The organism is Sporosarcina thermotolerans (assembly GCF_030067815.1).
Classification (GTDB): Bacteria; Bacillota; Bacilli; order Bacillales_A; family Planococcaceae; genus Sporosarcina; species Sporosarcina thermotolerans.
Map to the genome: position 1 here is coordinate 2,200,603 of NZ_CP125968.1, position 19,554 is coordinate 2,220,156.

22 protein-coding genes, 2 pseudogenes and 1 riboswitch are annotated in these 19,554 nt (G+C 38.7%); of the genes and pseudogenes, 23 read left to right on the forward strand and 1 reads right to left on the reverse strand.

What is annotated here, in order from left to right; genetic code table 11:
* The first annotated feature begins 102 nt into the window (after positions 1-102).
* A complete protein-coding gene (locus tag QNH10_RS12460; RefSeq protein WP_283734628.1) occupies positions 103-465 on the forward strand; it encodes a GNAT family N-acetyltransferase in 363 nt (120 codons plus the stop codon).
* Between the two features lie 14 nt (positions 466-479).
* On the opposite strand, the gene QNH10_RS12465 is transcribed toward QNH10_RS12460, so the two are convergent.
* The gene (locus tag QNH10_RS12465; RefSeq protein WP_283731801.1) at positions 480-911 is read right to left on the reverse strand and encodes a DUF309 domain-containing protein; all 432 of its coding nucleotides are present in this window, start codon (positions 909-911) and stop codon (positions 480-482) included.
* A gap of 264 nt (positions 912-1,175) precedes the next feature.
* Between QNH10_RS12465 and QNH10_RS12470 the strand changes: the two are divergent.
* From QNH10_RS12470 to QNH10_RS12575, 22 genes and pseudogenes are all read left to right on the forward strand, one after another.
* Positions 1,176-1,843, forward strand: a pseudogene (locus tag QNH10_RS12470) (segregation and condensation protein A).
* Positions 1,827-2,438 (forward strand): SMC-Scp complex subunit ScpB, encoded by a 612-nt coding sequence (gene scpB / locus QNH10_RS12475; RefSeq protein WP_283731802.1) that lies wholly within the window; start codon positions 1,827-1,829, stop codon positions 2,436-2,438. Before QNH10_RS12470 ends, scpB begins: the two are co-directional and overlap by 17 nt.
* The gene (locus tag QNH10_RS12480) at positions 2,435-3,151 is read left to right on the forward strand and encodes a D-alanyl-D-alanine carboxypeptidase family protein (protein ID WP_283731803.1); all 717 of its coding nucleotides are present in this window, start codon (positions 2,435-2,437) and stop codon (positions 3,149-3,151) included. Before scpB ends, QNH10_RS12480 begins: the two co-directional genes overlap by 4 nt.
* A gap of 47 nt (positions 3,152-3,198) precedes the next feature.
* The gene (locus QNH10_RS12485; protein WP_283731804.1) at positions 3,199-3,447 is read left to right on the forward strand and encodes a hypothetical protein; all 249 of its coding nucleotides are present in this window, start codon (positions 3,199-3,201) and stop codon (positions 3,445-3,447) included.
* Positions 3,448-3,585: 138 nt separating this feature from the next.
* Positions 3,586-4,317 (forward strand): pseudouridine synthase, encoded by a 732-nt coding sequence (locus QNH10_RS12490; protein ID WP_283731805.1) that lies wholly within the window; start codon positions 3,586-3,588, stop codon positions 4,315-4,317.
* A 136-nt stretch (positions 4,318-4,453) separates the two neighbouring features.
* A complete protein-coding gene (resA, locus tag QNH10_RS12495; protein WP_283731806.1) occupies positions 4,454-4,984 on the forward strand; it encodes a thiol-disulfide oxidoreductase ResA in 531 nt (176 codons plus the stop codon).
* Between the two features lie 16 nt (positions 4,985-5,000).
* Positions 5,001-6,667: pseudogene (gene resB, locus QNH10_RS12500) on the forward strand (cytochrome c biogenesis protein ResB).
* A complete protein-coding gene (gene ccsB / locus QNH10_RS12505; protein WP_283731807.1) occupies positions 6,642-7,826 on the forward strand; it encodes a c-type cytochrome biogenesis protein CcsB in 1,185 nt (394 codons plus the stop codon). Before resB ends, ccsB begins: the two are co-directional and overlap by 26 nt.
* Before the next feature lie 102 nt (positions 7,827-7,928).
* On the forward strand, positions 7,929-8,648 hold the full coding sequence (locus QNH10_RS12510) for a response regulator transcription factor (RefSeq protein WP_283731808.1): 720 nt from the start codon (positions 7,929-7,931) through the stop codon (positions 8,646-8,648).
* Complete coding sequence (locus QNH10_RS12515; RefSeq protein WP_283731809.1) at positions 8,641-10,440, forward strand: ATP-binding protein; 1,800 nt, start codon at positions 8,641-8,643, stop codon at positions 10,438-10,440. Before QNH10_RS12510 ends, QNH10_RS12515 begins: the two co-directional genes overlap by 8 nt.
* Positions 10,441-10,518: 78 nt before the next feature.
* Positions 10,519-11,046 carry an RNA polymerase sigma factor SigX gene (sigX, locus tag QNH10_RS12520; protein ID WP_283731810.1) on the forward strand — a complete coding sequence of 176 codons (528 nt, stop codon included), beginning with the start codon at positions 10,519-10,521 and terminating at the stop codon, positions 11,044-11,046.
* Positions 11,047-12,243, forward strand: coding sequence for a hypothetical protein (locus QNH10_RS12525; RefSeq protein WP_283731811.1), 1,197 nt, complete (start codon positions 11,047-11,049; stop codon positions 12,241-12,243).
* A 75-nt stretch (positions 12,244-12,318) separates the two neighbouring features.
* Positions 12,319-12,450: riboswitch (FMN riboswitch) on the forward strand.
* A 250-nt stretch (positions 12,451-12,700) separates the two neighbouring features.
* Positions 12,701-13,282 carry an ECF transporter S component gene (locus QNH10_RS12530; protein ID WP_283731812.1) on the forward strand — a complete coding sequence of 194 codons (582 nt, stop codon included), beginning with the start codon at positions 12,701-12,703 and terminating at the stop codon, positions 13,280-13,282.
* Positions 13,283-13,618: 336 nt separating this feature from the next.
* On the forward strand, positions 13,619-14,095 hold the full coding sequence (locus QNH10_RS12535) for a hypothetical protein (RefSeq protein ID WP_283731813.1): 477 nt from the start codon (positions 13,619-13,621) through the stop codon (positions 14,093-14,095).
* 201 nt (positions 14,096-14,296) lie between these two features.
* Positions 14,297-14,425, forward strand: a complete 129-nt coding sequence (locus tag QNH10_RS12540) for a hypothetical protein (protein ID WP_283731814.1) — start codon at positions 14,297-14,299, stop codon at positions 14,423-14,425.
* On the forward strand, positions 14,412-15,380 hold the full coding sequence (locus QNH10_RS12545; RefSeq protein ID WP_283731815.1) for a hypothetical protein: 969 nt from the start codon (positions 14,412-14,414) through the stop codon (positions 15,378-15,380). Before QNH10_RS12540 ends, QNH10_RS12545 begins: the two co-directional genes overlap by 14 nt.
* Entirely contained in the window at positions 15,377-16,411 is a 1,035-nt protein-coding gene (locus tag QNH10_RS12550) for a protein kinase family protein (protein WP_283731816.1), read from the forward strand. Before QNH10_RS12545 ends, QNH10_RS12550 begins: the two co-directional genes overlap by 4 nt.
* A gap of 2 nt (positions 16,412-16,413) precedes the next feature.
* Positions 16,414-17,034, forward strand: coding sequence for a hypothetical protein (locus tag QNH10_RS12555; protein WP_283731817.1), 621 nt, complete (start codon positions 16,414-16,416; stop codon positions 17,032-17,034).
* 25 nt (positions 17,035-17,059) lie between these two features.
* On the forward strand, positions 17,060-17,572 hold the full coding sequence (locus QNH10_RS12560; protein ID WP_283731818.1) for an RDD family protein: 513 nt from the start codon (positions 17,060-17,062) through the stop codon (positions 17,570-17,572).
* A gap of 271 nt (positions 17,573-17,843) precedes the next feature.
* A complete protein-coding gene (locus QNH10_RS12565) occupies positions 17,844-18,107 on the forward strand; it encodes a hypothetical protein (protein WP_283731819.1) in 264 nt (87 codons plus the stop codon).
* Between the two features lie 218 nt (positions 18,108-18,325).
* A complete protein-coding gene (locus tag QNH10_RS12570) occupies positions 18,326-18,871 on the forward strand; it encodes a DoxX family membrane protein (protein ID WP_283731820.1) in 546 nt (181 codons plus the stop codon).
* 187 nt (positions 18,872-19,058) lie between these two features.
* Positions 19,059-19,475 (forward strand): VOC family protein, encoded by a 417-nt coding sequence (locus tag QNH10_RS12575; RefSeq protein WP_283731821.1) that lies wholly within the window; start codon positions 19,059-19,061, stop codon positions 19,473-19,475.
* The last annotated feature ends 79 nt before the right edge of the window (positions 19,476-19,554 follow it).

Below are 19,554 nucleotides of genomic sequence, written 5' to 3' on the forward strand. Positions count from 1 at the left end.
CCTCATATATCATGTACGATTAGTTTTGTTCAGCGGAAGTTGCCATTACCATGATGGTTAGCTAACAAATGAGGATTTTTTGAAAAGAAGGGATTCCTAATGATACTTTTACGATATAAAAAGGCATATGAAAAAATTGCAATGGGCTTGCTCTCGTATATGCCTGGAGAAAAGGTCGTTAAAAAACTGCAGGAAACGATTCATAAGTATGAGAATGATGAACATTGGCATCTATATCTTCTAAAACAAGGTGAAGACTTCATTGGCCTTGTCGGGCTAAAAATGGATGAAAATTCTTATACGGTCATGCATTTATCGGTTAATCCATCGTTCCGCGGAGAGGGAATCGGTACAGAAATGATTTTGAAGCTTGGGGAACTCTATCCCGATTTGGAATGTAAGAGTAATGAATATACAAAATCCTTTATGACGAAGTGTTTGAACAGGGAAGATAACCCGAAATAACAAAAAGGAGCAGATCAAATTGGTCTGCCCTTTTTCTTTTCGCGTTCAAGAAGAATATCATTACGATCCCTTAGCATATGTTTATGAATGACAGCATCACTGTTTAGAGGAAGAAGATCCATCGTAGATACAGTTTCATTGACCAACGCTTTTAATCTTTTTGAGTTCAAAGATAGTGTGAAAGGTAAAAACGACTCGGCTTTTTTCACTCTTTCTATGGAATGATCAATGTCATTTAAAAGTTTCTTATAATCGATGCAGTTGGTATCTTTAGAAGCGGGAAAAGCAAGCATCCTTTTTTGAGCTTTTACAAGTGTTCGATTAGCGCCATTAAAATTACCTCTTCGCCAATGGTAAAGTCCTGTAGACAATAGAATATACGCAGTAAGAGGATCCTCTTTCGTATAATTAGGTATTGATTTCCAATACTCTTCTAGGTACTTCATGGCATTCGAAGTAGTCTTGATTCCAATTGAAATAACCAATAAACTTTAAGAATAACGGATGATAATATAGTTCCATTTTGTAATCAAATCCTTTCAATTTAACTATGAAAAAGCAACAAGTGGATATATACATAATAAAAATACGCAATAAATGCATGGAGGAATTATATGACATATAAAGTGAAACTAGAAGCCTTTGAAGGGCCTCTTGATCTATTATTACATTTAATCAACCGACTTGAAATTGATATCTATGATATACCGATGGCAGAACTCACTAGTCAATACATCGATCACCTCCATACTATGCGTGTTTTGCAACTGGATGAACTAAGCGAGTATCTGGTGTTAGCCGCCACCCTACTTGAAATAAAAAGCAAAATGCTCTTGCCGGTACATGAAGGAGAAGAGATAGATGAATCATCCGACTTTGAAATGGAAGAGGATCCACGGGACGAACTGGTTGCTCGATTGATCGAATACAAAAAGTACAAAGAAGCAGCAATCTCACTGAAAGAATCTGCAGAAGAACGCTCTGTTCATTTTACGAAACTTCCTGGGACTTATCGCAATACGGGGAATTGACTGTCCCTGAAACAGAGGACAAACTTAATGTGTTTGACTTAATCGGAGCATTTCAAAAAATGCTTGAAAGGAAAAAACTTCGTGCACCACTGACTGCCAGTATTATGAGGGCTGAGATTTCTGTTAGTGAAAAGATGGATCATATTATGATTATACTTGAAAGGCAAGGCGGCAGCTGCGAATTTGATTCACTATTCGAAGTAGGAGATATAGAAGGATTAGTCGTAACATTTCTATCGTTATTAGAGTTGATGAAAAGGTCAGATATCGTCGTTTTACAAGATGGTAATTTCGAGAAAATGACTGTTACGACCGGGATGGAGGAGAGTTATGGAAACAATCGATGATCGGATCATCGGCATGCTTGAAAGCTTTTTATTCATAGCAGGAGATGACGGTTTAACATTGAAAAACATTTCAACATTGCTTCAAACCGATGATGAGACAGCCGTTATCATTGCCGAGCAACTTCGTTTAAATTATGAAAATCGGTTGAGTTCGGGCATTACGTTGAGGTTATATGGAGGGTCATATCGCCTTGTGACGAAAGCTGAATTTGCAGACGATATTTTGCGTATGCTCGAAAATCCGACAAGAAATCCTATTACACAGGCATCACTTGAGGTATTAGCCATTATAGCGTATAAACAGCCCGTGACACGGGTAGAAATAGATGATCTACGAGGAGTGAAATCCGATGGTCCAATACAAACACTCGTAGCAAAAGGTTTCATCATGGAAAAGGGGCGCTTAGAAAGTAGCGGAAGACCAATCCTTTATGGGACGACCGAATTGTTTTTGGATAAATTCGGGTTAGAGTCAATCGATATGTTGCCGCCATTGGTGGAAAGTAATGATGAACCGTTTGGAGACACTGATTTGTTTATGACAAAATTCCAAGAAGCATTCGAAATGACTGACGAAGGAGGAAACAGTGATTGAAGCGGACGATAATTGCAATTGTCCTTTTCGTATCCCTTGTATTAACACCACTACCAAATGACAGAAAAGATGCCGCATTTGGTGGAAGTGCATGGGCGGTAATCGACGCAGACACGGGCCGTTTGTTGAATGGGTCCAATGAAAATCTTCAGTTGCCAATAGCCAGTTTGACTAAAATATGGACTGCCCTAACTTTTCTTGAAAGTGGTTCGGCAGGCGAGAAGATTACTATTTCACCTGCAGCAGCATCAGCGGAAGGTTCGTCCATCTATACACAACAAGGTGAAATAATGGATAGTGATGCGTTACTTTACGGGTTGATGTTACGATCGGGAAATGATGCCGCATTTGCATTGGCTGAGCATGCTGGAGGATCTGTTGATGGCTTTGTTGACCTAATGAATGAAAAAGCAAAGTTATATGGTTTCGAACGGACAACCTTCAAAAATCCGTCCGGACTTCATCATGAAGAACATCTTTCAACTGCTTATGAGACAGGTCTTATGCTTTATTTTGCGATGAAAAATAATGAGTTTAGAAAAATTGCATCAACCGAGAACTTTGTCTATCGAAAAGGAGACGAAGTAAGAAGTTGGCGAAACAAACACCGTCTTGTTCATACCAATAAAACGGTCATTGCCGGGAAGACTGGTTTCACAAAAGCGGCTGGAAGACACTCGCAACTTATTTCGAAAAGGATGGCAAAAAACTGATAGTTGTCACGCTGAATAACGGGAATGACTGGAATATACATGAACAATTGGCGAGTGAAACATTTAATACGTATGATCTTGTTACGGTTGCCAAAAAAGGCGAATACCGCATTTTACCCGGAATTACCGGCAAGTTAAAAAAACCCATCGTCTTATTGTTAAATAAGGACGAGGCGGAAAGAGTATCCCATGTCGTATACATTCCACGAAACCAAGGAAAAAAAGGCACCGGAACATGGACCGTCTCATTGGACAATGAACTTCTTATTACAACACAAGTAGACATAAGAAAATAACGAAAAAGAATCAAAAACAATGATAAATAATTGTGTTGACTAGAAAATTTCGGGAAGACTGACTGTATACAGGTCGGTCTTCTTTTCATTTGCGTGGAAATATGACATAATTTTTTGAGGTAGAAAGAAGGTGACGATTTGGAAAGACTACAAAAAGTGTTGGCCCAAGCCGGCGTTGCATCCCGTAGAAAAGCGGAAAAGCTAATCGTCGATGGAAAAGTGAAAGTGAATGGAATCGTTGTTACTGAATTAGGTACGAAAGTTACCCGTAACGACAGGGTAGAAGTTGAAGGAGTCGAGCTTGTTAAGGAGGAGTTCGTCTATTATTTACTATACAAACCGAGAGGATACATATCGACTGTAAGTGATGACAAAGGTAGAAAGACTGTCCTCGATCTGCTCCCGATGGTGGAACAACGGATATTCCCAGTCGGCAGACTTGATTTTGATACGTCCGGAATAATCATTTTAACGAATGATGGTGATTTCTCGTATTTGATGACACATCCGAAATTTGGTATTCACAAAAAGTATGTGGCAAAAGTAAAGGGGATTCCTGAACGTAGCGCGTTGAAAAAGCTTGAACGGGGAATTGAGCTGGAAGATGGCATGACGGCACCAGCAAGAGTTAAGATGCAATCGTTTGACAAAAAAACGGGTACGGCAATTGTTGATATCACGATACATGAAGGACGAAACCGACAAGTCCGTAGGATGTTTGACGCTATCGGCTGTCCTGTACAAAAGTTGAGAAGGGAGTCTTTCGCGATGCTGACTACGCACGGATTAAATGCGGGTGAAGCACGGGAATTGACTACTCATGAAGTAAAGCAACTAAGAGTGCTTGCTGAGACCGGAAAAATCGGATAAATGTACTTCGCGGGTGGCGGTTAGCCACCCAGCATTTTTGATTTTGTCACAAACCTATCATTACTTCTTAAATTTACCTATGGTTGGTTTGCTATAATAGAATAGGAGTACCATTATCGTTAGGGGGCTATTTAAATTGTCCAAGGCGAATAAAAAGCAGTCACGCCTTATTTTTAGAAGCGTAGTTCTTCTGTTATTGGCGGCAGCTATTATATTTTCTATAGTTTCAAAAGACAAGGTGAAAGTTCTTGCGGTAGGTGATAAAGCGCCGGATTTTGAACTTGTTGACTTAGATGGAAATAAACAACGATTATCTGACTATAAAGGTGAAGGTGTATTTTTGAATTTCTGGGGCACATGGTGTCCGCCGTGTAAACGGGAAATGCCAGATATGGAAGAACAGTATAATGCCTTCAAAGAAAAAGGTGTTCATGTTTTATCAGTAAACAGTGGTGAATCCAATTTAAAGGTGGATACATTCCGGGATCAATATGGTCTTACTTTTCCGATCGTTATAGACAAGGCGAAGGACATCAGAGATCTTTACAATATTCAACCACTTCCAACGACATTCCTTATCGATAAAGACGGAAGAATAAAAAAGATCATCATTACGGAAATGACTAGGGATGAAATAATTTCCTACATGGAAAGCATCCAACCTTAATAAGGAGTTCATAAACATGAGTAAAATCAAATGCCAATGTGGTCACGAAAATCCATTTGGAATAGTGCTCTGTGAACAATGTGGCAGACCAATGACTGAGGAAGCGAAAAAAGCCGATGTCGTTGATATGCGATATGAGGGATCAGCGCGAAGATCACAAACATATAAAAGATCAATTATCGATAAGATATGGAACTTTTTCTCAAGTGTAAAAATTGGTGTAAGCATAATTGTCGCAGTACTTGCGACGTCAGCTATCGGTACATTATTCCCTCAAAAGTTTTATGTACCCGTACGTGAAGAAGAAATGTTAGCTTACTATGAACGGCTATATGGTTTCATTGGAACGCTTTATTATAAATTAGGCTTCTATGATATGTACAATAGCTGGTGGTTTAAGATACTCATCGGAATGCTTGGAACATCCATCATTATCGCGAGTGTGGATAGGGTTATCCCACTCTATAAATCGCTGAAGAAACAGCGGACGAAGCGTCATACTTCTTTCATGAAAAGGCAACGTGTCTACGGCATAGGCTCTTCTGAAAACCCGGATTTGGCTTTGACAAAAGCAGAAGAAAAACTGAAAGAAATGAAATATAATGTGAAGATGGAAGATGGCGCGATATTAGCCGAAAAAGGACGTTTTTCTCGTTGGGGTCCTTATGTCAATCATACAGGATTGATCATTTTCTTATTTGGTATTCTGTTACGCGGCATTCCAGGCTTCTATGTCGATGAGACAATGTGGATTCGGGAGGGTGAATTACGCTCGATACCCGGTGCACCGGAGTTCTATTTGAAGAGTAATGATTTTAGTATGGAATATTATACAAAAGAAGAGGCCTCCGAAGTCTTCGGGGATGCCCTTGATAGAGTAGGCACTATCGTTAAAAATTACCAAACAGATGTAACTCTATACAAATTGAAAGAGGATCTTCTCCCTGGTTCTACGGATATGGATCTTGTGAAGGATTATTCAATAATCGTCAATAAGCCACTGAAATTTGATGGATACAGCATTTTCCAAATGGACTATCGATTAAATGAACTTAAATCAATGACGATGCAATTAGTAGAAAAGAAAACTAATAAGTCTTTTGGTGAGTTTACGATTGATCTTGATGATCCCGAAGGTGTTTATAAGTTGAATGATGGTGCGCAGGTTAATTTGATAGGATATTACGCGGACTATGACGGCGTCGAAAATGGTGAACCTGTCTCGAAATCTCCAATTCCAAACAACCCAGCATTCATATTTGATATGAAAACACTTGAGAAACCACAAGGTGAAAAAAGTTTTGTTGCCATTCGGCAAACTTAGAGACTGAAGAAAATGCGTATGCTGTTAAATTTGTCAGTGCAGATACTCGTGATATATCAGGTTTGACAATCCGTAAAGATAAGACTTTATATATACTTCTATTTGGTGGACTCATTTTCATGATCGGTGTTTGTCAAGGATCCTTCTGGAACCATAGACGAATTTGGGTTCAAAAAGGGGAAGGCGAGGAATTGCTTGTCGCTGCCCATACAAATAAAAACTGGTTCACTTTGAAAAAGGAATTGGATGAAGTGAAAAACTTCGCCAACTTACCAAAATATGAAGATAGACGGGATAACAGTCCATTGAGCAAGAGGAAGGAGAAAAATAATTATGAGCCTTGCATCACTAAGCGCTAATCTGCTTTTAGTTTCTTTCATCGCCTATTTGGTAGCCACTCTTTTCTTCGGTGGTGCGGTGAAAGGTGCAAAATCGGAAGCTTCTTATAAAAATAATAGATGGGGTAAAATCGGTATTTCGATAACGATTATCGGCTTCATCACACATGTCGGCTATTTCATTACAAGATGGATTGCATCTGGACATGCACCTATGAGTAATATGTTTGAATTTACTACTGCGTTTGGCATGATGTTAGTAGGGGCTTTCATTCTTATTTTCTACTTGTATCGAACGCCGTCGCTCGGCCTATTCGCATTGCCGATAGCCATCATTATTATTGGCTATGCCAGTATGTTCCCGACAGAGATTACTCCATTAATTCCTGCGCTGCAAAGCCATTGGTTGGCAACTCATGTAATAACTGCAGCATTAGGCGAGGCAATCCTTGCAATAAGTGCAGTAGCGGGTTTGATTTATTTATTGAAGAACGTAGATTTGACAAAAAAGTCGAAAGAACGTTTTTGGCTTGAAGCGGTCATGTTTACACTTATACTTGTACTTGGATTTGTAGTATCCTCTACAACATTCAAAGTGACAGGCTATGAAGCCCACTTTACGTATATTGATAAGAATCAGATGCCTGCAAAAATCGAGTATAATTACCCGCCATTGTTCGGGATGAATGAATATGAAGCACAAACATCTGAAGCAATGACGCCATGGTTTGAAATGCCGGCTATTGTCAATGCGAAAACATTGACGACATTTGTTTGGTCGGTATTTACAGGTACAATCCTATATCTATTGTTACGATTAATTTTCCGCAAACCGATTGCGAGTGTATTCCAACCGTTTGCTAAAAAAGCCAATTCGCAACTTATGGATGAAATCGGTTACCGTTCCGTTCTAATTGGATTCCCTGTTTTCACTTTAGGTGCATTAATCTTCGCTATGATTTGGGCTCATGAAGCATGGTCAAGATTCTGGGGATGGGACCCCAAAGAGGTTTGGGCACTTATTACTTGGCTCTTCTATGCAGCATTCTTACACGTTCGCCTATCACAAGGGTGGGAAGGTAAGAAATCAGCGTGGCTCGCGGTTATTGGATTTGTTATCATCATGTTCAACCTAATTGCCGTGAACCTGATTATAGCCGGTTTGCATTCGTATGCATAAACCGATTGGACTGCACAGCTAATGAAGGGCTGTGCAGTCTTTCTTTTTTTTCAAACAGCTTGTACAATAATAGCAGGAGAGTTGTGAAAGGAGATAATAATTATGGATGAAACTGTAAAATTACTTGTGGTGGATGACGAGGATCGTATCCGTCGCCTTCTGAATATGTATCTTTCCCGAGAAGGTTTTGAAATAGAAGAGGCAATTGATGGAGCAGAGGCAATTGAGAAAGCCCTAGCGAATTATTATGATTGCATTTTACTTGATTTAATGATGCCAGAAAAAGACGGTCTTCAAGTTTTGCAGGAATTACGAGATGCTAAAAAAATGACACCTGTTATCCTCCTAACAGCAAAAGGTGAGGAGTCAGATCGCGTTGCAGGGTTTGAAACAGGGGCAGATGATTATATAGTTAAACCTTTCAGTCCGAGAGAGGTTGTTCTTCGTGTGAAAGCAATTCTTAGACGATCTGTAACGTTCCCTGATGCTACCGCAACAAATAGCTCAAAAGATCTTGTCGTCTTCCCTCAATTAACAATAGATCACGATGCCCATCGAGTAACAGCGGAAGGGAAGGAGGTCAATTTAACTCCTAAAGAGTATGAGTTATTGTATTTCCTAGCGAAGGCACCGGACAAAGTTTTTGACCGTGAACAATTATTGAAGGAAGTTTGGCATTATGAATTTTTCGGAGATTTACGTACAGTTGACACACATGTAAAACGGCTTAGGGAAAAACTCAGCCGTGTATCTGAAAGTGCAGCTAAAATGATTGTAACAGTTTGGGGTGTCGGATATAAATTCGAGGTACCAAATGAATAGGATATGGCATTCAATCGTCGGGAAGCTATGGGCAACCATATTGCTTCTCGTTTCCTTTGTCCTCTTTATCGTTACCGTACTTCTTTTAGAGTTCCTTGACAATTTTCATACAAACCAAGCAGAGGATTCGCTTCGAAGAGAAGCAACGACAATCGGAAAAATTGTTATCGATCATGAAAGTGAATCGGCATTGCGACTGATTATCCAAGATATTTTAGATAACGAAACAAATGCATTAATCGTGAGCTCCGATAAGGAAGTTCAATATTCATTTCATAAAGGGTTGAATGGAGAAAAAATCGAGCAGAAGATTTTATCGGAACCAAAGTTTTTCACAAATTTGAAAGTGAACGAAAAGATTGTGAAAGAAATGATATTACCATCCGTTAAAGATCCTGATGTCATGGAACAATACTTGGTCATTGTATATCCTTTCGAAGAGATGGGTGGCACTTTCAACACCATTGTCATGTACCAAAGTTTAGACGCCGTTCATCGAACAACGAAAAGAACTACACATATTGTTTTCCTTTCAGCTTTTATCGCTTTCATTTTAACAACGATCTTTGCCTTTTTCCTTTCAACAAGAATCACTTCTCCTTTACGAGGAATGAGACAGGCGGCGTTTGAACTGTCTAAGGGTAATTTTGACACCCGGCTTCCAGCAACCCAAAATGATGAGATAGGCCAGTTGGCCACTGCTTTCAACCAAATGGGAAGACAGCTGAAATACCAAATGGAGTTAATCAAGCAGGAAAAAGAACAATTATCAAGTATTTTAACGTCCATGACAGATGCTGTCATTACATTTAACAGAGATTATTCAATTTTACTTAGCAATCCCCAGGCGGAACGACTTTTACAAAAGTGGTATTTTGCAAATGGGGCGAATGATAAGGTACTACCACCTGAAATATTCCATATGTTAGAACATGCCATTTCTTTTTCAGAAGAAGTGGAAGATGAATTGGAATTGGCTGGTCAGTTCTATGGTGTTTCGATTAGCCCGCTCTATAGTGAAAATAGTATCCGTGGGGCCGTTGCGGTGTTACGTGATATGACGGAACAGCATAAATTAGATAAGCTGAGATCTGATTTTATCGCCAATGTGTCACATGAGCTTAGAACTCCTATATCGCTGCTTCAAGGCTACAGTGAAGCAATAATTGACAATGTGGTGACGAGTGAAGAGGAACGAAATGAGATGGTGCAAATCATTCACGATGAATCGAAAAGGATGAGTCGTCTTGTTACGGATCTGCTTGACTTGGCGAGAATGGAATCTGGACATATGCGATTGTATAAAGATCATTTTTCACTAATTCCATTTTTAAATAGGGTTTTGAACAAATTCATGCAAATTGCAAGAGACACAAATGTCGAACTCTATATAAACTATGATGAAAGTGACAATGAAACAATTTTGTTTGCTGACGATGATCGACTGGAACAAGTCTTTACAAATCTAATTGATAATGCAATTCGACATACTCAAGATGGAGGAAAAGTGGTAATAAGTGTCGAAAAGAAGAAGGAGACCGTAGACATTACGGTAGCAGATACAGGCAGTGGGATTCCTAAAGAAGATTTGCCATTCATTTTCGAGCGTTTCTATAAGGCGGACAAAGCAAGGACAAGAGGAAAGGGCGGAACAGGTTTAGGTTTGGCCATTGCAAAAACAATAATCGAATCACATGATGGCCGAATAACTGCAGAATTGGCTCATCCTTCAGGGACTATCTTTAATTGCACATTGCCGTTAGGCCCGGAACAAGCCGATTCAAATTCCTAACTACCAAACAAAAATCAATACCCAAAGTTGAAACTTTTCATCTTGAATTACGACTAATGTATTGAACGGGGGGATTTCGTGGATGACTCCGTTTTCCACAGGCTATATGAGCAATATCATCAGGATATATTCAACTTTCTTATCTATTTAACCGGAGATCGTACTCAGTCCGAAGACCTTATGCATGAAGTATATATTCGGGTGCTGCGTGCATATTCCGGTTTTGAAGGTAAAAGTTCAGAAAAAACTTGGTTGTTTTCAATCGCGAAAAATGTTGCTATTGACCATTTCAGAAAGAAATCTGTTAGGCAAAAACATCATTTCGATAAGTTTGATTGGGAGCAAAGCGAGCTTGTATCTAGCGGCAGTACTCCTGAAGAATTATTATCATTGAATGAAGACATGAAACAATTGCTCTCAGTATTAAACACATGCACGGGCGATCAAAAAATGGTAATTGTCTTACGGTACTTCCAAGAGCTGTCCATTGCCGAAACTGCAGAAACTCTTGGTTGGACGGAAGGGAAAGTGAAGACAACCCAGCACCGTGCCATAAAAGCATTACAAAAGAAAATGAATGCTCTTTCGGAAGAAGGGGGAAGTTGAATGGCAAACAATCAATGGAATGACGACAATCTTAATAAACTCCTTCATTCAATGCCGAAAATCTCGGATGACCGCCCTTCATCGGAAATCTTGGAGCGTCTGAAAAAAGATGATCGATTGAAAAAGGATCGTCGACCAAAAGTGAAAAAGTGGATCCCGAGTATCGTTGCTGTTGCCGCCTTATTATTGCTCTGCTTGCTTCTGCCATCTATGTTAAAAGGTAACCAAGACATGGTATCCGAACCTATGATGGAGAATGCAAGATCAGCTGGGAAGCAAGCGATTACGACGGATAGTAAAGCTGAATCAGCATCAGTTGAAGAAGATAGTGACGCTGAATCAGTTGATGCAACGACATTTTCATCAATGGATATTATGGGAATGAAAAGTCATGTCGTCTTCGCGAATCAAAATAACACGTTTTCATTAAATCTTGGACTCATTCATGAAGCGAATGTTATACCTGTCACTATTCTTATCGGAAGTGACAGGGTTAAGGCTGATTTAGGGATCGATAAACCGGATAGTGTGGAACTTTATAAGGAATATGCAGGAATTTTTGATGAAGAGAGTTATGGGTTCGATAATTATCATCCATATAAAGGGGACTTGACGACATCAGAAAAGACTGTAATTCATAAGCTTCCGGAGAATCATGGGTATGATATGGCACCAGCTACATTCTCCTCGTATGAAGATTCAGCGAGGTCAACATTTACTGATTATGAGGATTTAAAAGTGGTGGATGAAGACGGAATGCCATTGGTATTTGATTATATCGGAAAAGCTATGGACTTTCCCTTAAAACGTCAACTGCCTTATTTCAAGTATGTCATGCCTTCCGGGGAAGTTTATTTAGTTCCGTATGAGAATGGGGATTCTTCTACTGTAACTGAAGCTTTACTGTCAATGAAAAAGGCTGAAAATGACATTGTGAAAGAGGTCATTCCTGCAGGAGTTGACTACCAAGTTACCGAGGTCGATGGAATTGCTGTTGTATCTTTCGATTCTCCTGTAGATTTTACAACTATACCTCAACAAGATGTATTGCAAATGATAGAGGGATTCATGTTGACGGCAAGTAATTACGACGTACAGGTCCAATTGAAAAATATTGAACAGAGTCATTTCGAAAACTATGATCTGACAAAACCATTACCCAAGCCGGTTGGTGCAAATCCAATTTGGCTACCATAATGAAAAGCATTTTGTAAACAGGTGAGTTTACAAAATGCTTTTTTTGATCTACAATAGAGTAGTAATATAATATTGATTCATCTTCGGGGCAGGGTGTAATTCCCGACCGGCGGAAATAGAAGATATACTTCTTAGCCCGCGAGCTTAACAGCTGATTCTGGTGAGATTCCAGAGCCGACAGTATAGTCTGGATGGGAGAAGGTGAAGGTGCAGCCGTCTTTTTGTGTCGTCTACAAAAAGGGTGCTTATTTAAGTGTGGGGATGTATGAAGAAAATTTCTTTGTAGCCGACCCCTTATTTAATGATGCCTTTTAAACTCTCCCTAAAGCTTATTTAGCTTTGGGGATTTTTTATATCTAAAGCGGAGGCGACCGCCGAAGCTGGATGTAAAGGACACACAATATTCGGTCAGACCTTTCCTCTTTTGAAGTGAATCGCAAAAGGAGAGAGGAACAAAATGAACAACAAGAAGTTAAGAAAGATGATTCTCATCGCAATGTTAGGGAGCATCTCAACAGTTTTAATGCAGTTGAATTTCCCGCTGCCAGCTCTACCGGCATTCCTGAAAATCGATTTCAGTGAAATCCCGGCAGTATTAGCAATCATGACGATGGGTCCAGTTGCAGGCATCGCCGTAGAACTACTGAAGAATGTACTGCATTGGTTTTTATCAGGAAGTCCGACAGGCGTACCAGTTGGTGAGATGGCAAACTTTGTAACAGGAATTCTATTCATTATGCCAATCTATTTCATCTTCAATAAAATTAAATCTACTAAAGGACTTACAGTGGGTCTAATTGCAGGAACTGCTTCAATGGCAATCGGTATGAGCGTATTGAACTATGCAGTATTCCTGCCGATGTACGTTTACTTTTTAAATATGCCAGCTTATACGAGCGACGCAATGTTTAATGTAATCGTATTAGGGATTTTTCCTTTTAATCTCATAAAAGGAATCATGCTAATGGTCGTTTCGTTATTGTTATATAAGAGTATGTATAAATGGATTAACCAACAACAGCATAAATTATCGATGTAAAGAAAAGGCTATCCCGAATATGGGATAGCCTTTTAGTATACAACAATATGCGATATTGTTGATTTCCTTTCAGGCGGACGCTTTTTTACATTCGAAAAGCGTTTATCACCGACTTGGGTGCTGTTATCACCGCCTTGAATGGGTTTATCACCGACTCGCACGGGTTTATCACCGACTCTCAACAATTCAGCCGTTTTCTATGCGATTTACAAGCGAATCCTCACTTTTTCATGTGCAGGTTACACAATGAAGGTATTTATACGAGAATGTAGAATACAAGTAAGAAGGTGATTGTAACAAAAGAGGATTATTCCTTAAAGTAGGGGTGTAATTACTATGAAGAAAAAAATAGGGTTCATTATAGGTGTATGCCTTTTAGTCTTAGTAGTATTTTATTATTTTTATAATACAAAAGAGTTATATGGAAATGATAAGGCTTCTATCGTAAATGTCATTAAGTCAATTGATGGTTATAAGGATAAGGACATTGAAATCATGGAAATCACCGATTTTGATGATATCAGAATTGCTGGTTTCCTATCCAATAATAGTCCGTCTATCATAGAGTTTAATAAAAATCGAAAAGGTAATTATGTCTGGAGGTATGTTGAGACCCGTAAAGATGAATCATTTAGTATGTTCTTAACCCAATTTGAAAACTCTAAAATGATGTTTGTGACTAACTATGAAAATGAAATTGCTAAACTGGTAGTAGATATAAATGGGATAACAATAGAAGAACATTTTATTCCGTATCAAGCAACTGTTACTTGGGTTGATTATCCTCAAACAAATAAAGATCATTATGAATAACGAAATTACAAATATTACGATTTGGATGGAAATTTGATCAAAGAATAGGTGGTTCAAGGATGGTCTGCTACTTCCCTAAGAAGATCAATCTAAATTCGCGACATCCTATCGCAACTATTATTACTTCAAGCACAATACGTAACATTAATTGTAGCAATACTGTCATTTAACCATTAAAAATGGGGAGGGCTTCAAGATTTAGTGGAGGGTATAGGCAGGAAAGGTGTAGGAATACTCATTCATTTAATAATAGTTCGTTTAATAATCTATTTAGCTTTCTTCACTGAAAAACGCTTTTATGTATGGGGAATGAATAATGGGGGCTTTTAAACATATTGACTTTCTACTAAAAAACAACAAAAACGAAGAAGCATTTCAGCTGATACTTGATCTAAAAGAAAAGTCGAAAACATTGACAGTAGATGAAATTGGCTGGATGTATTGGAATCTTTCGGATATCCCAGCCATTTTGCGAAAAGCTGAGACTGTTTATAAAAACCATGTTGAATTTGTAGAGTGGGGCAAGCAATCTTTGTTTCCCCATAAGCTGCATTGGTTTGTGTCGGATGCAACTCAAGCTTTAACACTTTCTTTAGGTGACTACTTTGGCGAATGGTTTGATTGGTATATGTATGCCTGTGAACATTCTTCCCGGATTAAGGACAATAGAGGTGTACGGTTTGAAAGTCATCGTGCGGCCGTTTGGTCACTCTTAACTCTGAACGAGCTTTCAGAGATTGACATGCCATTAAGAAATATGTTGGATGTAATAGAAGAGGATCAGAACTGGGAAAATAAAATTTTTGCTGAGTTTACATATTGGACGCTTGTGGCTGAGAAAGCTTTTATCCTAGACGAAACTGAGCTGGTAATAGAGGCTGTAAAAAATATAAACCTGTTAGATGATGAAATTAAGGGAGTGCTCGATGCGAAAGCAGATGAAAAGGAAAGTGATTTGTTTGGGAGTTGGGATGACCTTAATAGTTCTCGGTTAAACAAGAGTTCGATGACTGTTTTGCTTCATAATGGTGCTTGTACATTTCATAAGATTGAAAGATTTGAAGAAAGCATTAAGCTGTTTCAGTCGGCACTTCAAAATGGGGTTACCATTACTACTTATGGACTGTCCTTGTATTTGTCTTCAGTATGGAAAATAAATAGAGATGAAAAAGAAATAATTGAGTTATTCCACATTCATACGCCAGACGGGGCGGCTGTAGACGATTTGTTTCAATTTGTCCCTGAGTTAAACAGCATCGACTGGCGCAACGGGGGTACAACATGAATATCGGGTTGGAAACGATAAATGAAGTTTTGGCACTGTACACGATTAAAGGGCAAATATCTAACATCCATAATTTTATTCATTACTATGATGAAAAAAATGCGGAAGTCAAAATAATATGTAAGGTGGAATTCACTGATAGAAATCCGGTTGTTGTGAAATTTGTCAAAGAAAAAGAACATCCATCTCATATTATTGAGTCTCAAAGTCTCTTTTCTGAGTATTTAAGGGATCACGGCATTTTGACGCCAAGAAGGTATGTCAGCGAGGGAAGGTACTGCCAAAATTACAAATTGCATCATTTGGATGTTGCTGTTACTGTTGAGGATTATTTAGGGGAAGAGATCAAAGCGATTGACTATAATCTTGCCTATAAATTGGGCCAATTAATGGGGAAAATCCACAAAATATCGGAGAAGGGAAATTGTCTTATTGGAAATAGTACTATTTTTAATCTTGTTGGATATAACGAAGTCAGTGGATACAATGCATTTCGTGAGCTTGGTGAAGCGGGGGCAATTGATACGGTAATGTATTGGAAAATAATAGAGTTATATACAAAGAAGCTTGAGAAAGTAAAGTTGTCTTGGGGTAAGTTACCGAGGTTTGCCACACAAGGTGATATTTCTATTAACAATTTATCGTACATAGAAGGGAATATTGGGATATTCGATTACAACATTGCTGGAGATGAAACCCTTGTAGGAGACATGGTACTTGAGGGATTGTTGACAGCTTGTGAAATGGATTTAGCCGATGGATTAACTGATAATGATCGAAAAGAATTATTCAAGACCTACTATAAAGGCTATATTACTGCAAGACCTTTGTCGGATGATGAAAACGCGGTGTTAAGTGACGTTTATTCAATATCATCTGCTTTATGGTTTACCAAGATTAAATATAATGATAGTTCATTGGAAAAGCTTGTTGAGCGTGAAGAACATGATAAAGTGAGGCGGCTATTAGAGGAAATCTATGTTAGGTTACACGAAGATGATCATGAGATTTTAGCTGACAAGGGGGAGTAAAAGTGGATACAACGAAGGGGAAATTTGCGTTTTATTTTTGGGGAATCCTATTTTTCTTCTTATATTTTAAAATTATTGCTTTTGTATGGAATCGGTGGTTTTTCGGGAGCATTATACCGGAACCACTCGGACTTCTCGTAATCCTATTGATCGTCATTCCTACAGCGTTTTTAACCTCGAGATTTCTTGTGATTAAAATACCGATGACGTATCACATGATTGGGATCATCGGTGTCATGTTGTTTTTTTCATGGAGTATATTTGACGACCATAGGGAAAAGAGTTTGGATGAATTAATCAAATATCAAGACAATAAATTCAAAGCTATGGAATTCAATTTCTCCGATTGGCGAATTGAAGAGAAAGAACCCGTTGAAGAAATGTTGGAATTCTTAAGCCAGTATAGAGTGAAGAAGATGAAGGACTCCGAGTGGAATAGTAATGTTTCCGGAGAAAAAGGATTTCAGGTCATGGTTTACTTGAAGGGTAAAACGACAGGCGCGTCCATATATGAAAATCGAATCCTATCCTACAATAAAACCTCGTATTACAAAGTTCTTAATGGGCCAATCGATATGGAATGGATTGAAGCGTTCGAGGAAAAACATGGGAAAGGACAGTAAGAATGTTGTTAAAAAGGGGGGGGCTATGTCTTATTCGTTATTTAGAACCCGTGTTTATGCTTTCCTATTAGATTATCTTGTTATTGTTATATACGGTGTATTTGTTGTTGGTACCATTTCGTTTGTTTTTAGACAATATATTAACCCTTTATTTTCAAGTTCCCCAGTAACGGCAGAACTGACAGGTTTTTTTATGATTACCTTGCCAGTTTCACTTTACTTTATTTTATGCGAGTGTTCAAAATGGCAGGGAACATTGGGGAAAAGAATAATGGGTATTCGGGTAGTTGACGGTTTCGGCCAACGTATTGGAATTGGTCGTTCGGCAGTGCGAACAGCTATCAAATTTCTTCCTTGGGAGATTGCTCACTTCGGGATATGGCGATTAATGCTTCCATCAAGCCTTTCTGAAATTACCGTTTATATAATATTAAATGCTGTCAATCTTGCAATAGTAGCCTATCTAATTATCCCCTTCACAAATAAAAAAAGGAAAAATGTTTATGATTGGGTGGCCGGTACGGAAGTTGTTCACTAACGTAAGTAATATGCGACCTTTTTTTATAAATAGTGAACCTTCCTCCATTCAATGCTGCTTTTAGTATGAACAGTTAAACGAATATTAGGAGCAAAATTAATGCTGGAAAAAGGCTTATGACTATTTTTTCCCTTTACGTTTTTCTGAAAAAAATGTTGAAGTGTTTCCAGTGTTTAGTTCATATAGAGTTTGGAATTCTAACAGAAACTGGCATCTTTCACGGCATCCTTCAGAAGTGGGTTCAGCCAGGTAGCAGAGGAGTGAGACAACTTTGAAAAGAGCTCTAATTGGTGGATTCGTAATGATGGGCGGGTTATTCATTGTGTCGACTATTTTGCTAACAGGTGCTATATATGTACCAGATTCGACGTCGTGGTGGTCTGGCAGGTCGAAGTTTTGGTTCGCGATTATTGGTGGCGAACAATATGGTAATGACGCTGTTGACTCGTTATTTTTAGGGTTTCCTCTAATTATTGGTGTGATTTTATCGATTTTGGGCTTAGTTATTTTGGGTCGGGAATACTATCAGAATTGATCTCAGCCCTTGAAATACTTTTTGTGAAGTATTATTTCACCCAACTGCCAAAATACATGATCTCACCGTGGGTATTATACGTCAAAATCTAAATGCAAGCTTAGAATCAACTTGTAATCAAATATACATAAGATGAGTTGTAAATCATTACAGTATTATGAACACATTAGAGATTGAACTTTTTCTGCGATACACTGAAAAAAAAGGAGGATATTCGAATGAAAAACAATAAAACAATAGTAATACCAGAAAACCCGGTATCACGGTTTTTATTCAGTGACACCCGCTCGGGACTCTTTTGGTTAATCATACGTTTGTACGTTGGATTTGAATGGTTGAAAGCAGGATGGGGAAAAGTAAGAAGTGATGCGTGGACAGGTGAAAACGCTGGGACTGCACTTCAAGGCTTCATAAACGGAGCATTGACAAAGGCAGAGGGAGGCGGAGATGTTTCGGGATGGTATGCGTCGTTCTTAGAAAACACCGTCTTGCCCAATGCAGAAGTATTTAGCGTCATGGTTGCATACGGCGAACTATTAGTCGGTCTTGGCCTAATACTTGGGCTATTGACAGGAATAGCCGCCTTCTTTGGAGCCTTAATGAATGTCAGTTTCTTATTCGCTGGGACATTAAGCGCCAATCCGTTGCTGTTCATCCTTGCAACCTGGCTAGTGCTTGCATGGAAAGTGGCTGGCTGGTATGGACTCGATCGTTGGGCACTACCGAAATTAGGAACGCCTTGGACTGGGAGAAAATCCATATAACCTATCCCGAATATGAATTGTGTCGGTGCAAAGGGCATATATGACAATAAGAAAAGTGGCCATTTACGTATATGGCCGACTTTCATTTCGTATATTTACAATTTCAGATGGAATATTTAGCAACATTTAATGAAAGACTAATTGACATGGCTTTCTTGCCAGTAATTTTTAAAGGAGGTAATGAAAAATGGCATTCACATCCAAAAATATCTTTATCAATTTATCAGTAAAAGACGTGAACAAGTCCACAACTTTTTTCAAGGAGTTAGGGTTTGAGTTCAACCCACAATTCTCAGATGATACCACGTCTTGTATGATCATCAGTGACAATATCTTTGCTATGATAATGATTGAGGAACGTTTCAAAGGATTTAGTAAGAAGGAAATTGTGGATACTACTATTTCTGCTGAAGCAATTTTAAGCTTTTCAGCTGAAAGTCGGGATCAAGTGGATGAGATAGTAAATAAGGCATTAGCATCTGGTGGTACATCTTTTAGTGATGTTCAAGATCATGGATTTATGTATATACGGGGGTTTCAGGATTTAGACGGTCATTTATGGGAAGTTGCTTATATTGATGAAAGTGCAATTAACCAAAAATAAAATTCATGGTTAAAGGTGATCTCCAGTGTTAGCTTCTAATTGAATTTAGAAGGCAACTCCTTTAATAAACCTTTGCTTC

Coding starts and splice junctions, on each gene's coding strand:
- QNH10_RS12465 (WP_283731801.1), bottom strand. CDS start 911: ATGAAGTACCTAGAAGAGTATTGGAAATCAATACCTAATTATACGAAA.
- scpB (WP_283731802.1), top strand. CDS start 1,827: ATGGAAACAATCGATGATCGGATCATCGGCATGCTTGAAAGCTTTTTA.
- ccsB (WP_283731807.1), top strand. CDS start 6,642: ATGAGCCTTGCATCACTAAGCGCTAATCTGCTTTTAGTTTCTTTCATC.
- QNH10_RS12510 (WP_283731808.1), top strand. CDS start 7,929: ATGGATGAAACTGTAAAATTACTTGTGGTGGATGACGAGGATCGTATC.
- QNH10_RS12515 (WP_283731809.1), top strand. CDS start 8,641: ATGAATAGGATATGGCATTCAATCGTCGGGAAGCTATGGGCAACCATA.
- QNH10_RS12525 (WP_283731811.1), top strand. CDS start 11,047: ATGGCAAACAATCAATGGAATGACGACAATCTTAATAAACTCCTTCAT.
- QNH10_RS12530 (WP_283731812.1), top strand. CDS start 12,701: ATGAACAACAAGAAGTTAAGAAAGATGATTCTCATCGCAATGTTAGGG.
- QNH10_RS12535 (WP_283731813.1), top strand. CDS start 13,619: ATGAAGAAAAAAATAGGGTTCATTATAGGTGTATGCCTTTTAGTCTTA.
- QNH10_RS12545 (WP_283731815.1), top strand. CDS start 14,412: ATGGGGGCTTTTAAACATATTGACTTTCTACTAAAAAACAACAAAAAC.
- QNH10_RS12550 (WP_283731816.1), top strand. CDS start 15,377: ATGAATATCGGGTTGGAAACGATAAATGAAGTTTTGGCACTGTACACG.
- QNH10_RS12560 (WP_283731818.1), top strand. CDS start 17,060: ATGTCTTATTCGTTATTTAGAACCCGTGTTTATGCTTTCCTATTAGAT.
- QNH10_RS12570 (WP_283731820.1), top strand. CDS start 18,326: ATGAAAAACAATAAAACAATAGTAATACCAGAAAACCCGGTATCACGG.
- QNH10_RS12575 (WP_283731821.1), top strand. CDS start 19,059: ATGGCATTCACATCCAAAAATATCTTTATCAATTTATCAGTAAAAGAC.